The sequence below is a fragment of the Porphyromonas sp. oral taxon 275 genome, from assembly GCF_018127745.1.
Taxonomy (GTDB): domain Bacteria; phylum Bacteroidota; class Bacteroidia; order Bacteroidales; family Porphyromonadaceae; genus Porphyromonas.
This window is the reverse complement of record NZ_CP072333.1, coordinates 1,068,516-1,082,088: the sequence shown is the minus strand read 5'-3', so window position 1 is coordinate 1,082,088 and position 13,573 is coordinate 1,068,516. Positions and strand designations below refer to the sequence as shown.

At 54.3% G+C, this 13,573-nt stretch carries 19 protein-coding genes; 2 read left to right on the top strand and 17 right to left on the bottom strand.

Annotated elements, in window-relative coordinates:
- Nucleotides 1-7: 7 nt before the first annotated feature.
- The 4 genes from J4862_RS04320 to J4862_RS04305 are packed head-to-tail and all read right to left on the bottom strand — an operon-like array spanning nucleotide 8 to nucleotide 4,032.
- Complete coding sequence (locus J4862_RS04320) at nucleotides 8-655, bottom strand: HK97 family phage prohead protease (protein WP_211789503.1); 648 nt, start codon at nucleotides 653-655, stop codon at nucleotides 8-10.
- 13 nt (nucleotides 656-668) lie between these two features.
- Nucleotides 669-1,925 (bottom strand): phage portal protein, encoded by a 1,257-nt coding sequence (locus tag J4862_RS04315; RefSeq protein ID WP_211789502.1) that lies wholly within the window; start codon nucleotides 1,923-1,925, stop codon nucleotides 669-671.
- A 33-nt stretch (nucleotides 1,926-1,958) separates the two neighbouring features.
- Complete coding sequence (locus J4862_RS04310; protein WP_211789501.1) at nucleotides 1,959-3,695, bottom strand: terminase TerL endonuclease subunit; 1,737 nt, start codon at nucleotides 3,693-3,695, stop codon at nucleotides 1,959-1,961.
- Nucleotides 3,619-4,032, bottom strand: coding sequence for a hypothetical protein (locus J4862_RS04305; protein WP_211789500.1), 414 nt, complete (start codon nucleotides 4,030-4,032; stop codon nucleotides 3,619-3,621). Before J4862_RS04305 ends, J4862_RS04310 begins: the two co-directional genes overlap by 77 nt.
- Before the next feature lie 601 nt (nucleotides 4,033-4,633).
- Here J4862_RS04305 and J4862_RS04300 point away from each other — a divergent pair.
- Entirely contained in the window at nucleotides 4,634-5,002 is a 369-nt protein-coding gene (locus tag J4862_RS04300) for a hypothetical protein (protein ID WP_211789499.1), read from the top strand.
- Nucleotides 5,003-5,032: 30 nt separating this feature from the next.
- Entirely contained in the window at nucleotides 5,033-5,527 is a 495-nt protein-coding gene (locus J4862_RS04295) for a hypothetical protein (protein WP_211789498.1), read from the top strand.
- Between the two features lie 1,000 nt (nucleotides 5,528-6,527).
- On the opposite strand, the gene J4862_RS08905 is transcribed toward J4862_RS04295, so the two are convergent.
- The 13 genes from J4862_RS08905 to J4862_RS04230 all read right to left on the bottom strand — a co-directional run bounded on the left by J4862_RS08905 (nucleotide 6,528) and on the right by J4862_RS04230 (nucleotide 13,429).
- Nucleotides 6,528-6,908, bottom strand: coding sequence for an HNH endonuclease (locus J4862_RS08905; protein WP_211789497.1), 381 nt, complete (start codon nucleotides 6,906-6,908; stop codon nucleotides 6,528-6,530).
- An 89-nt stretch (nucleotides 6,909-6,997) separates the two neighbouring features.
- A complete protein-coding gene (locus tag J4862_RS04285; protein WP_211789496.1) occupies nucleotides 6,998-7,630 on the bottom strand; it encodes a hypothetical protein in 633 nt (210 codons plus the stop codon).
- Nucleotides 7,623-7,928: a hypothetical protein gene (locus J4862_RS04280; protein ID WP_211789495.1), complete on the bottom strand. Its 306-nt coding sequence runs from the start codon at nucleotides 7,926-7,928 to the stop codon at nucleotides 7,623-7,625. Before J4862_RS04280 ends, J4862_RS04285 begins: the two co-directional genes overlap by 8 nt.
- Nucleotides 7,929-7,937: 9 nt before the next feature.
- Nucleotides 7,938-8,282: a hypothetical protein gene (locus J4862_RS04275; RefSeq protein WP_211789494.1), complete on the bottom strand. Its 345-nt coding sequence runs from the start codon at nucleotides 8,280-8,282 to the stop codon at nucleotides 7,938-7,940.
- Nucleotides 8,283-8,301: 19 nt separating this feature from the next.
- On the bottom strand, nucleotides 8,302-8,862 hold the full coding sequence (locus tag J4862_RS04270) for a hypothetical protein (RefSeq protein WP_211789493.1): 561 nt from the start codon (nucleotides 8,860-8,862) through the stop codon (nucleotides 8,302-8,304).
- Nucleotides 8,863-8,884: 22 nt separating this feature from the next.
- On the bottom strand, nucleotides 8,885-9,208 hold the full coding sequence (locus J4862_RS04265) for a hypothetical protein (protein ID WP_211789492.1): 324 nt from the start codon (nucleotides 9,206-9,208) through the stop codon (nucleotides 8,885-8,887).
- Between the two features lie 11 nt (nucleotides 9,209-9,219).
- A complete protein-coding gene (locus tag J4862_RS04260) occupies nucleotides 9,220-9,618 on the bottom strand; it encodes a hypothetical protein (protein WP_211789491.1) in 399 nt (132 codons plus the stop codon).
- 13 nt (nucleotides 9,619-9,631) lie between these two features.
- Entirely contained in the window at nucleotides 9,632-10,147 is a 516-nt protein-coding gene (locus tag J4862_RS04255; protein WP_211789490.1) for a hypothetical protein, read from the bottom strand.
- Nucleotides 10,148-10,168: 21 nt separating this feature from the next.
- On the bottom strand, nucleotides 10,169-10,912 hold the full coding sequence (locus J4862_RS04250) for a hypothetical protein (RefSeq protein WP_211789489.1): 744 nt from the start codon (nucleotides 10,910-10,912) through the stop codon (nucleotides 10,169-10,171).
- A complete protein-coding gene (locus J4862_RS04245) occupies nucleotides 10,900-12,321 on the bottom strand; it encodes a DUF4373 domain-containing protein (RefSeq protein WP_211789488.1) in 1,422 nt (473 codons plus the stop codon). Before J4862_RS04245 ends, J4862_RS04250 begins: the two co-directional genes overlap by 13 nt.
- Nucleotides 12,322-12,350: 29 nt before the next feature.
- Nucleotides 12,351-12,533 carry a hypothetical protein gene (locus tag J4862_RS04240; protein ID WP_211789487.1) on the bottom strand — a complete coding sequence of 61 codons (183 nt, stop codon included), beginning with the start codon at nucleotides 12,531-12,533 and terminating at the stop codon, nucleotides 12,351-12,353.
- A gap of 14 nt (nucleotides 12,534-12,547) precedes the next feature.
- On the bottom strand, nucleotides 12,548-13,087 hold the full coding sequence (locus J4862_RS04235; RefSeq protein WP_211789486.1) for a hypothetical protein: 540 nt from the start codon (nucleotides 13,085-13,087) through the stop codon (nucleotides 12,548-12,550).
- 3 nt (nucleotides 13,088-13,090) lie between these two features.
- Nucleotides 13,091-13,429, bottom strand: coding sequence for a hypothetical protein (locus J4862_RS04230; RefSeq protein WP_211789485.1), 339 nt, complete (start codon nucleotides 13,427-13,429; stop codon nucleotides 13,091-13,093).
- Nucleotides 13,430-13,573 lie beyond the last annotated feature (144 nt).

The window sequence follows — 13,573 nt, the reverse complement described above, 5'->3', positions numbered from 1 at the left end:
TATAATTTTACAAATTGAGCATAGCTACAGCTCTGCGCTCGAGCAGAGACAGTTCTTTCGTTGTCTTAGCCTCCGGGGGCTTTGGCATCTGCTCTTCCTTAATGGCGGCCATGCTACGCGCGTCTACACTGGTTGAACTGTATGCCGGGGTTGCGACAATCGACACATCACCTAGGTAGGAGATATGATCGATATGACGAACCCATGTGCCGTCACTCAATTCCTCCCATCGGGCGTCTCCCTTGCGCAAGCCGAAGGCGAAGGAGCTAGCCCTGAGATCGCCACGTCGGATCATTTGGAGCATGTCTTCACCTAGCTGAGTGCTAGGTGCGTCAAAGCGGTAGTGCAGCCCATCTTCCTCTATACTTAGCTCGAGAGTACCTTCCCCAGAGGTAGACCTAGCTAGGAGCTTATCCGACTGGTGCTCGTAGAGCGCAAGTACATCACTGCTCGCGAGCAGCTCAGGCGTTACAGCACCTCGGTGGATAATCTCCTTAAAGGATCGACCTTCCCAAAAGTCGTACATCACCTCGCTGTGCGTCTCGTAGACGATAGCTACGCCCTCGATTGTACGCCCTTCAGAGTTGGTGGCCCGAGGGGCGGATGCTCCAGCAAAGCTGCGCGTCTCGGTGATCGGGCTATGTTTCTTATTCATCGTCACGACTAGTTTATACGTTATCTATAGATTTAGCGGACGATGGCTTATAGTTGGACTCTAATTTTGCAGCAAGGGCGTCGGCTGGAGCAACGTTACACGTTATGAATAGGCGATCGCCTCCTTCGAGAGGCTGTCGGCCCTCGAGGATACGCCCTTCGTTCGGCGTCATCGTCCCTGACTCAATGCTCGTCTTGATGTACTCCGACCTACTATTGAGGCTGGTGGCGAACAACCCCTTGAGATCGTAGCAGACACGCCGTTTGGCTCTCAGGCTTCGGGGAATAAGCTTTATGCTAAATTCCTGCTCGATCTGCCGTAGGATAGGACGGAGCGTCTGATTGAGAAAGTTGATTTGGGAGTTCTCCGCCTCCTTGTAGTTCGTGCTTTGGTCAGCGAACACCATGTAGGGATGCACCCCGAAGAAACGGCACACATCCAGCACCGTGTACTTGCGGATCTCCAGAAGCTCCACATCCGAGTTGCTCATGCTACTCTCGACGAATGACATAGACCCGGGCACTCGTATGATCCTATGTCCTTGGCGTATCTGGCGATTGATGCGCTCCGCTACTTCGTCTGCAGTGCTGTCGGATAGCGCTCCGAGGCCCTTTGTGGCGTCGCCGCCTGTCAGGAATCCTGATCGCTGGTTGCCCGACATGATCCCCTCATTGGTCTGTCGGTCAGCGTTGGCGCTGAGGCTCATTGAGGCGCTTGCGTACTGGATAGTTGATACCCCTGTGTAGCCTCCATCGAGGCTCTTGTTCTTCAGATGAATTAGTTGGCTGGGCTTGAACGAGCCATGCACGCCCCACGTGTAATCATCCACGTGGTAGATGTTGCGCTCCACCTCGTAGCTCACTGCTCCATCGGAGAGCAAGCAGAGGCTCTTCAGCGCTCCGTCTCTTCCCCAGCGCGGGTAGAGGTAGGCATTGCCCGATAGGAGCATGCGGATGATTGCATTCTGCATCAGGACGAAGAAGTTCTGTCGCTCATTCGCCTCCCCAGCGAAGAGGGAGCTGATCTCGGATTCCTCTTCTAGCTGCCATACGCTGCCCGAACGCTGCTGATACTCAAGATCGAGGGCTGCTATCGTCCCCGATAGGATATCCACGCATCGGTAGACAGCGGCTATCGTCATAGCCGCCTCAGGACTGCGGATCTGCGCCCCTGTGCTGGGCGGGAGCATGAAGTCATAGGAGGTGATTTCTTTTGCGGCTGCATGAACGCTACGTGAGCGACTGAAGTACCGAATAATATGTTCTAGCATAATCTTTCAATTAGTGATATGTAAAGGAGTCGTCTAGACGACACTTTGGAAGTGGTGAAACAGCCAAAAGCACATCAGGTTGGTGATGGCTCCGTCGATCTTCTTGGTCTGCTGCTCCTTGATGGGCTTTCGGTTCTCCATCCTATCCTCATCGATCACGGCATTCGCAAAGCAATAGGCGGTTATTGGGTTGGGGTCGAAGGTGATCTTGCCCTGATCTATCGTTAGTTCGAAGCTATCTACGCTTGCGTTGAAGCTCCCGTTTGTCTGTGGAACAGCCTGTAGATGCTCCTTGCCCACACCTGGGGCGCTGCTAAGGAGGTTCACAAACTCCAGCGCCTTATAAGCGTCATAGCCCACCATAAGCGTGTAAAGAGGCTGCGAGAGGATGTCGTCCACGATCTGCTGGTAGTCTATGGTGCGCCCGCAGCAAAGTATCAAATACCCCTCTGAGGCCCAACGCTTATAGAGTTCTTTGTTGGGATGTCCCTCTAACGCGCCTTCGGGGAAGTAGTAATACGTAATACTGTGAAATGGACACTCTCCAACGGTCCCCTCATCCACTCGCCCGGGGGTGAAGAGGACAAAGGTCACAGCGCTAAAGTCATCCTTGACCGAAAGGTCAACTGCGCACATAGCTTTTGAGCCTCGAAGCAGCTCCATAGGCAGCTTTCGAAATTGCCTCTCGATCGCCTCCCTCTCGATCCAGATCTTCCGATCATCGCGGGCAAAGAGGTTCAGGAGCTTGTTTCGAAACTCCTTGCGTGCGCCACTAGTCAGCTGCGCCTTCTTCCACTCTTCGGGATAGAAGTCCTCCTGAACCGTTACACCAAGGTGAGGCTGTACCTTACGCCATGTCTTCGGATCGTCCTCCTCATCATCCACATCAGGCTCGAAGAGATGGGCGAAGATGCTATCATTATCTAGCTCACCACGTAGTACCGCCTTGTAGCCCTCGAGCATCTCGGTGAAGGGTGTATCATTCTTGTCGCTGGCTGTGGTGATGACCACCGTTAGCGGGTTCTTTCTCGCACCCATCGAGCTAGTAAGGACATTCTTCAGTGCATCGCTCTCCGCTTGAGCATACTCATCGATAATCACTAGCGAAGCATTAAGCCCATCGAGCTTGTCCGCCTCACTGGCCAAGCAGCGTGCGAAGCTTGTCTTACCAGCGCAGAGGTTATAGACCTGCTCACGGTTGACCTTGAAGCGCCTGAGCTTCGGGTCGAGAGCCTTCAGCACCTGCTTGATGACAGAGAAGCACACTTGAGACTGGTCGTAGCTATTCGAGCCTACGTAGCTTTGTGCATTGGCATCTCCATAGAGGAGGTCATACACAGCTAGCGATGCGACAGAGGTCGTCTTGCTGAACTTTCTGGGGACGAAGAGCAACGCCTCACGCACGACACGCTTCTCTCCTCCTTTATGCCAAAACCACATGATACTGACGAACTGGAAGACCTGTACAGGCGTCAGGTCGAAACGCTGCATTCCTCGGTCGGAGGGGAAGCGTATACTCTCGTAGAAAGTAATGAAGTGACGTACACGAGCATCGTGCAGCTCGTAGCGCTCCATCATCCCGAGGAAGTGGCGCACTGCCAGTAGCTCGTACAGATTATGTCCATCAGGATGACCGATGCAGCCCTTTAGGTATTCCGTCAGCCTCTTGTCCAGCCTCGAGATCCGCCTATAGTCAATTCGCTTTGCCCTTAGCTGGTCGACCACGTCGACTTTTAGCTGGCGGAGCTCCTGATTGCTTAGTGACCTCATCGTATATCTGTTGTAGCTTGATATTAAGTTTGTCGAACTCGTCACCGCTAGTAAACTTGGCGCTCTTAACCGTCATCTCCAGCTCCCCGAGAACGGCTCTAAGCTCCTTGCTGGACTCAAGGAACACGGGCCAAGCTGGATGATAACGCTTGCGCTCCTCGCCCTCTCGGCTAAGTTCTGTGAGGACAATACCATCTGCTCTTAGCTGGCTTGCGGCAATGGCGCGTATCTCCGCAACCTCAGCTGCAGATTCTATCAGCAGCTCAAAGGCTGGGCTATAAGAGCCCAAAGCACGCAAGCCGTCTCGAAAGAAATGGGTTATCTCCTCCTTTGTCATATCACATCATCAAGGCGCATAGAGCACCTCATATATTAAAGGAGTAGAGGAGCAGGATATGGACTATACCCCCCCAAAGTTTTTCCTAGGATTATAATTAGGCGAATTTATACCCTCAAACGCCCTTCCCCCACCGAACTTTAGCACCTCGCGCGCAAAAAAAGGAGCGAGTGAGGGTATAACGACCTCTTGGGCATTATTAAAAATGATGCCCCCCGGGTCATTATCTTAATCTCCTCAATATCAGTGTATTGAAGTTTGCTTGTGACTGTATTTTACCCTTATCTTTGCAATGCAAACGGGGAACAAATCTCCGAAACAACAAATATGGATACAAGCTAACACAGACAAAAGGGGTATAAACAGCAATAGCGGTCACCCCTAAAGATAACCGCTATTGAAGGTCTAGGCAAGCCACCTAATAGTAAAGCGCTTGCGCCTAATACTCAACGAGATGAAAAGCGTAAGTATTAGGCTAAGCTTCCGCGCCTGGGTGGTGACTATCACCATACGGCGAAGGTCGTAAGCTTTGCCTATAAGCTCAGGGCGGGGACCTGTACCGCCCTGAGCTAAGGCAAAGATACAAAAAACAGCAACAAAGATGAAGACAATGGATATAATGCACCTAGATAGCCAAGCCAAGGACCTGTACACAAAGACAGTAGAGCTATACGGCGAGGAGCTAACCGCTGAGGACCTTGAGCCTCTAGCCCTGTACGCATCTGAGTATTACGCCCTGTCAAGGGGCGAAGTACCTACAGATACCGACGCGACAAGACTATATAACGACTACGTAGACGCTTATACGGGGGCGACGACGATAGAGGAGATAGACGACTATTACAGGGACCTCCTCGATATCACAGGGAGGGGGCAGTATCTCGACCTCACCGAGTGGCGCCGTGACATGGAGCTATACCATACGACCCTACAAGGGAGCTCAGGGCATGTATACCTATACAGAGATTAACAAGATCACCCACATTATAACAGCAAGACAATGAGACAGACAAGCCGCAACACCTACTACTATCACACTGTATCAGGTGTCACCCCAGCCGACCACGATGTACAGTATAACTACTACGTCCCCGTATCATGCAGCGGAGAGGCTGAGTACTACAAGGCGACCGCACGGCTCGAGATCGAGCAGCCTAAGACCGTCGCCGAGTACCTTGACGATATAACAAGGCACTATGTAGAGGGCGTAGACAGCTGGCAATCTGCACATGAGTACCTCATCGACCTCGTGCAGGGGATGGCTGAGGAGCTAGTGCGCAACACCCCAGGGGTAACCGAGATTAAGGAGTACACCGCTGTGATCGAGGAGAGCTATCCCGACGGCACGTACATCGTCTACTCCGCCCATATATGGACGGACAAGCTTGATCAACGGATGTATATCGACTGCAGCGATAGCCTACGCGACTACGTCGCAGATAGGGAGGCGCTCAATCAGATGATTAATATCAACGCCGAGGCGCTGACAAGGTAGCCGAGGACGATACACCAACAACCGCCCCGCCCCTGCACAAGTAGAGGCGGGGCGCCTCATTGCCATAGCAGCGCAGCCGTCCCGCTTGCGCCTCCGCGCCGCAGGGCCATAGTACCGCAGCCGTGTCGCAGCCGTGTCGCGCCGCAGGACCATACCAGCGCAGCCGCCTCGCTGGGGTGGTGTCGCGCCGCAGGTCCATAGTACCGCAGCCGTGTCGCAGCCGTATCGCGCCGCAGGACCATACCAGCGCAGCCGCCTCGCTGGGGTGGTGTCGCGCCGCAGGTCCATAGTACCGCAGCCGCCCGCTGGGGCAGTACCGCCCCGTAGGTCCACAGCCGCGCCGCAGGACCATAGCAGCGCAGCCGTCCCGCTGGAGCCGTGCCGTAGCGCAGGACTATAGCAGCGCAGCCGTCCCGCTGGAGTAATGCAGCAGCTCAGCCGTAGGAGCACAGCCGCACAGCCGTACCGCTGACGTAGCACTATAGCACCGCATCCGTATCGCCGCAGCACAAAAAAACGGGCGCAAGAGGGCTAGGATAAAAACTTGTACAATAGGGGTATGCGACATAGGGGAATCATATATTAGAGAGGCTGAGCTATGTAGAATCCAATGGCGCTCACACCCCCACCCCTATCGCTCGTGATGAAAGCTCAGGGTGGGGGACATCAAGCGCCTCGTTCCAAGCGACGCAGCTTCAAGATAGAGAGACAGGCATAGGGGAGATCGAAGCATGCCAAGCACCACGGCAACCAGGCATGCGCGGCCCGCTATCTCGACGATACCGCCAGGGACATAGGGCAAGGGCATCAGATACCGAAGTCGCTATAGAAAAAGGCAAGGGCAGCTATCCTCACGGACTGCTACCCTCTCAATATAGTGTAGGCATACCTCTAGCAAGCGGAGAGCTGGCCTACACACAACCAATAATTTTCTATTTATCCATTATGCGCTCCATCCATCACGCGACAAGTCGAGCCCCATTATCTCCCGAACGGATTACTATTCGCTGATGTTGGCTGAGTGGTCAGCCACGGCTGGAGCTAGATAGCGCTGAGCAAAGCTCTGTAGCTGTGACTCTGCGCGAGCTTTGGCCTCAGCAGCACCCTGCGATCCCAGCAATCTGTGAGCAGCACTGTGGCACGGATTGCATAGCGCACGCAGGTTAGACCAGTCGTAGGCCAGCTGCGCCATCAGCGCGTCATTGCCTGAGGCTCGCTCTATTGGCTGAATGTGATGAACGCACTGAGCAGGACGGCTCAGGTCTCTGATAAGGCAGTCCTCACAGAGAGGATTAGCGCTAAGGTATTCACGCCTCAGCTTGCGCCAGCGTTGGGTGTTCAACAAGCGACTATAGGCGACGCTTCGCCTGTACTTTGCCATAATACTTACATCTAAATCTTCGGGAGAATACTTAGCCCGATAATCCTAGCCCCGTGACTTACGAATAAAATCCTCCCCCTATACGAGTGCTAAGAATTAGCCCCCCTCTCCTTATAGTACTCACGAACCCTCGAACTGTGTATCGTTAGCTCTTTGAGCTTAGCCGATACCTTAGATTCTGCCCAATCGAGCCACTCATCCTCACGCTCTAGCTCTAGCGGGCATCGGGATAGCTCGATAGCGAGCGACTGATAATAATCAAGTGCCGTATAGCCCTTGCTGTCTGCCCGCTGAGGGATCTTGGCAAAGTCCGCGAAGTGCCTGCTGTAGTCCTTGCCTAGCCACTCTTTGTACCACTGCTCATATTTATTAGGGGTCTTGGGAGCCTGCAGAGCCTCCGTGTCCCCCTCCTGACTTAGGCCAAGTAGATGTTCCGCCAGTACACGGCCCCGGGGAGTCGTATGCTCTATCCAGTCGGGGTTCTCCCACTCAGACAGTGCGGCGAAGAGCTGAGCGACATCCCCCGCCCCTTCCAGCCTCAATTGATGTTCCTCTGCCCTTCGTAGGAGGTTGAGTGTGATTCTGACTGAGGCCTGCAGAAAAGCATAGTTACTCTTGAACCCATGCTTAGCACGGAGTTCCGTGAGGTTATCTTTATCTTGTGCGGTCAACCTTACACGTACGTAGGCCGCGCCACTGTGCTCATTATTTCGTTCATTCATAGTCTTGGATGTTCATTGCCCGCAATACCACATCGAGGTAGTGTTTCATCGCTGTGCCCATGGCCTCCCGAGCAGAATAGAAGAAGTTATGATGCTCGTATCCATAGCAGTCAGTGAGATACCATACACCGTCCTGAAGTGACACTTGATATCTGCCTATCGGGGTCTCCGCCTCATAGCCGCGTCCTTTCCTGCGGAAGCTAAGTTCCACCTCACTAACTACCCATGCTGTAACCATTCGGCGCATACGGTCAGCGTCCACCCCCTTGAGGGGGTCTTCATATGGGATCTCAGTCATAAGGCCTACTTATAAACTAGATTCGTCCCTACGCAAAGGGTTCTCGCGCCAGATAGCTCCGTCGCTACGCAAAGGGTTCTCGCGCCGCGCCTTTCGTCTTCCCTCTGTAATACCTATAGCGGTCTCGCAGCGCTTGATTCGGGGGAGGATTCTACCGATGTAGCGGCTATCCGAGCGCTGCCCTGTGGCCACTTCGTCTAGCTGATCCTTCATACGGGCCATCTGCACCTCTAACTCCTTGAGGCGGGCGCGATCCAATGCCCCGAAATTCATCCGCTGCACGTACCAGATCAGTAGGCGCATACCGACAAAAACGACGGCCCCGGTCGTAAATATGAATACTATTGCTTGCATGATCTTGTCTTTGTGATTATTAGTGCTTTTTCCTGCGCCAGAGTAGGAGTATCTTGCTGTAGCGCATCTTGATATCGACGTAGCGCATTATGTCTATGCCTGCGAACTGACAGTAGGATAGGACGCACTCCATAGCATCAGGCACGTATGCAAACATGCAATCTGTGGCAAGGTATGCCATATTGGTCAGCTTGTCCTTGGTATCCCAAACATCCTTTTGGTATAACTCAAAAGGAACATCGAACTTGGTGCTCCACTCTTTCTTTTCAATCCTCCACCCGACGTATTCAAGGCATCGGATGATGAAGTCGGCAAGCTCATCTTCGACGGTGTCCTTGATATGATGGTTGAAGCCGGCGTGGAATGCGAGATTGTCCGAGCAGTTGTCAATCCATTCGTCGGCGACAGCGCGCCGCCCCTTGCGGTCGGCTTCGATAGCCTCTGCCAGCTCGCAGATGGCGAGCATTCGGAGGTGCTCATCGGAGGGAGTTTGGGCGTAGAATCCATTTGCTACTGCGTTTCGGTGCGCCTTTTCGGCGAGGGAGCTCCAGTCCTGGGGCGTCATTTGGTCTATCTTCATTGCGTTTCAGCTTTCTATATGGTTATTCCTTTATCCCTAGCAGGGAGCATACGAGGTTCAGACGGTGCTCTTCGGAGTACTCCTTCACCTCGGACACCTCGCCCTCGTGGAAAAAGATATCGCAAGATATCTCGTCGTGCCCTTTTATCTCGTAAATAGCTAATTCTAGATCCGCGTACCCGCATACCTCTATTACCCTATACTCAAAGGAGTATCCATACAAGCTATTAGGCTCTAACTCAAACGGGATAGTCGCCGTGTGCACGTTCTTTCCATCTGGTTCGTTGCTGCTAGTCCACTCCAGAGGTGATTTCGCCAGCTGGGCTTTTACTTCTTCTCTTGTCATTGCTTATGATGTTATTTGGGGTTCTTCGTCTTACGTTTCGCCTTTTGCTCTGCGCCGCGTGCCTCACGCTCTAGTCGCATTTTCTTCCATCTTCGGTGCATAAACACACGCAGGACGGCAAAAATGTGCTTGTTGGCTTCATGTCCTTGAGAGGTCGCTAGGGATGTGGCTTCGATCGCGCTCCACAGAGCGTCGCCGGCAGCCTTAGTGTAGTTGTGGTAGTCCTCCTCCCACAGCCTCGGCTCAGAGGCCTTTTCGATGATGTGGTCAAGAGCGTCTAGAGAGCCTAGCGCCTTGTTGAGCTCGGTTCGCATGCGATGGGCGTTACGCTGAGCCTCCTCTAGCTCGATAGTGTAGCGCTCGGGCGTCTGCTCCTCTAAGGGGATTACTATATCATTTGGTTCGTGCATCGTATTCCTTCTGTTAATTATCATCTAGGCTCGCAGGGAGCCGGGTAGCGATATGATGCAGTGCGAGCAGAGCTGCGTCGCGCTCGTCCTGTGAGCTGCGGGAGGCGGCGAGCGTCACGCGGTGGCGCTGCAGCTCGCCAAGCAGCTGCTGATGGCTCACCTTGCCCGTGGGCGTTCTCCAGCGCTTGGAGAGGGGGTGCTGCACGATGAGGGAGAGGTTCATTGACTGCGCCAGCTGCTGGATCATCCGACCCGTCTGCGCACAGCGCCCTAGGTCGTAGCCTATCTTGGCCACCGTTGCTATGGACTGCCCGCGCTTGACGTGCCAGTTCGTAGTGACGCTGAAGACGTCCTCGAGGACGTAGAGCACGGGCTGTCCTTGGTGGAGGCGCAGGCACTCGAGTAGCTCAGGGAAGCCTAGGCGCGCCAGCGATAACTGACGCAGCTCCGTGTCCAGCACAGCGTAGCCCGTAGCCTCGCTGTCGGGATCGAGGCCTACGATGAGGCGGGGGCGCATACTGCTATTCATTGAGTTTGCTATGATTGGTGATTACTTATGCTGTCTCCTGTCGCGCCCGAGTACGGGGATGATGTTAAACTCTCCCCTAAGGCGTGAGATAGTGCGGTCGTCGTAGCGCTCTTGGAGAGCGTGGGCGTCGAGGTTTGTTGATATCAGTGTCAGAAGGGGGGCATTCCATTCGCACCTTCGAGCGATCAGAATGCGGATGACGTTTACCGCCGACTCGCCCCAGCGCCGTACGTCTACCTCTGTGCCTAGGTCGTCTAGTGCATACACTGGGGCGGACACGTTGGGGATGTGCCCCAACTCTCGATACTCTTCCACGACGTCAATCGTGTGCCTAGGCATCCAAAGGAGAGGGCGCCATCCATCATCAGCCTCATCTGAGGACTTGCGGCTAATGAAGAACTGGGCGCCTATCCTTTGGCAGAAGGCTCTAAGCGCTAGGAGGAGCGAAGTCTTTCCAGTGCCAGCTGGGCCCATGAGGAGGAGGCCTTTGTTCGGGTCTACCCCTCGAGACCTATCCCCGACTGCCCAATCGATGATTCGAGTTATCGCGTCGTTGTTGGTCTCATCCCATACGAACCCCGGTACGACCTTGACGGCCTCCTCTAGGAATACGCTATCTATCTCCTCCACCTTCGGGGGATTGGAAAATCTCCTTGAGTAGATCGGGCTCGCAATAACCTCTCCTGACTTGACGATCTCCGACAGCTTCTTTATGCTGGAGATCTTGGGCTGTTCGTTTTTGCCCTTTGCTGCTATAGTTTCCATTTTGACTCGTCTACTTTGTTTCTGTCTTCTCCCCAGGTATCTGCGTCTCGGTAGAGCCCCGTCTTTTGCGGCTGCTTAGCTGTAGCGGTCTCTGTGGGTGGATCGTAGACCCCACTGGCGACCTTGACGTAGTTCTCATATTGGGCGAGCCAAGAGAGGTTGAGCATCGAGGAGTTCGTCCGTAGGAAGTCCCGAGATCCTGCCGCCCTGTCCAGCATGCTCCTCCATAGGCTGAGCGCAGTAGTTGCTATAAGCACGCGATCAGATGCGTTCGGTATCTCTCCCTCCGCCAGCTTTATCCCCAACTTCTCCTTAGCGTCTGCGGTCAAACAGCGCCACATGTTGTAGGCCTCTCGGCTCAGCTTCGCCGAGTAGGAGATCATCGACTTGTAGGCATCCAGCTCGTGTAGGCGCTCTGAGGCCACATCTCCGAGTATCTGAGCCCATATTTTGCCGTCCGTGGTCGGAGGATTTAGGATATCGGCTACTCGTTTTCGCTCTGTCTCGTCAGAGATACCCGCTAGAGCCGCATTGAGCTCCTCCCTATCTCGAAGCAATTTTTCATTTAGCCTCTCCTCTCTCTCTCCCCCCCCTGGGGGGCTTGGGGGGAGATAATCTTTAACCTTCACCCTTTTATTCTTTTCCCTTATGGGGGCGTTTAGCCCCCCTATAGTCCCCCCAATACCCTTATCTTCGGAGGCAATACCCTTATCAATACCCTTATCTTCGGAGGCAATACCCTTATCAATACCCTTATCCTCGGAGGCAATACCCTTATCCTCGGAAGCAATACCCTTATCAATACCCTTATCTTCGGAGGCAATACCCTTATCAATACCCTTATCCTCGGAAGCAATACCCTTATCAATACCCTTATCCTCGGAAGCAATACCCTTATCAATACCCTTATCCTCGGAGGCAATACCCTTGGTCCGCTTACTCAGAGCGCCGCCCGTGCGACCGTGCGCCGCTTGTGCGGCACGCTTCTCAGGCGTCCAGCCTGCGCGGCTTCTAGCCTTGGGCGCATTGTCGGTGGCTTCGCTAGCACTAGCGTCGTCTAGTTCCTTAGACGCTCGGTCGTCTCTGCGCTCCATCTTGAGGCTCAGCTCGGTCATAGCAGCGCGGAGCCTTGGGGAGTAGAAGTAGCGCCCTTCGTCCTCGGTCGCGAACAAGCCCGAATCATTCACCAAGTAGGCGAAGAGGCTGAGTGGCGCTTTAGACTTCATCGAATATCTGAGGAAATTGAAGTCCGTCGTCAGTCGGTAGTCATCCTCATCGTTCGAGGCAAGACGTATGAGCAGGGCTGTGTAGAGCCCCCAGCCTGCCTCACCCTTGGCGTAGCGCAGGCGCTCCACCTTGTCGTCATCAAGGGCATCGAGGTAGAGTGGTAGATAGCGATGCTTGCACATAGATGGAAGGATTTGTCTCTAGGGGATACCTAGCACTTTGGGGAGTGATAGCGGTACACCATGTAGCACAGCGCGGATAGCGATCCGATACTGATGAGGGAGGACAAGAGGACCATAGGCCAATCTTCCGCCACCTCGAGGCAGCCGAAGGAGTAAAAGGCGATGAGCAAGAGCAGCGACTCAAGCAGCACCTTTGCTGTCTTAGTGTTCATAGTCGTAATGTGAGTTAGTGTGTACTTTGCTCCTGGCGGATGAGGCCAGCTGCCTCTCGGAGCGACTTGTAGTGCGCGGCCATTTCCGCGTTGTTGGTGAATGTCCCGTCAGGGGCATTCCACGCAGCCTTGTTGCCGTGGCAATAGGCGACGTAGCGAAGGATGTCCTCCAGCTGGTATACCCAGTGGAGCCCATCAGGGCGATAGGCGCGGATGCGCTTAGGGACGACCTTATCGGCGTCCTCCATCGTCAGCACATCGATCCTTAGGCGCGTCAGCTGCGTGTTGCTGATCCTTAGGCGCCCGAGGGTATCCTTGGAGCTAATCCATTGGTCCCGGTGCTCCCCGCAGAAGCCCTCGATCATAAGAATGTGGCGCCGCTGCTCCAGCTGGGTGTACATCTTCAGGCGATCCATCATCGCAGCCTGAGCGGCAGCACGTACGTTCAGGGACCTATTTAGCTGGTCCACCTCTCCACGGAGCTGCGCTACAGTCTCAGATAGCGTCTCGACGACCGAGCGCAGCTGCGCTACCTCCTGTTCGGTGCAGCTCATGGCCTACGAGCGCTTGGTGCGCGGCTCTGTGATACATCCGAGGAAGAGCAGATGCCCCGCGAGGGCACTCTTGCGGTGGCGGTAGGCGAGCCACCTACGTGAGCCCGAAGGCTGGCGCTTGCTATTGTGCGCCGTCATGATCTGACCAGAGCGCATAGCCTCCGTGTCATTCACGAAGCGATAGACGTGCACGCCGCCTTCCTCCAGCACCTTGTTGTATGCCTCGACCGTCAGACGCTGACCATAGGGCAGCGCTTCGCTCGGGATCTCGCCACGCTCCACGAGCTCTAGTTCATGCTTCTGCATGCTGGCAATCTTGTTCTGGAAGTCTTCTACTTTCATTACTTATACTGCTTATTGTTGTTGGTTGGCGATTAGGGAGGAGATGACTAACTTTGTACTGCAATAGATAGTGTCTAGAAGTGCCGTCGGCCGCTTGCCTCAGGGTCACCCCCTCCCCGTCGCCTTGTTGGTTGGTTGCACTGC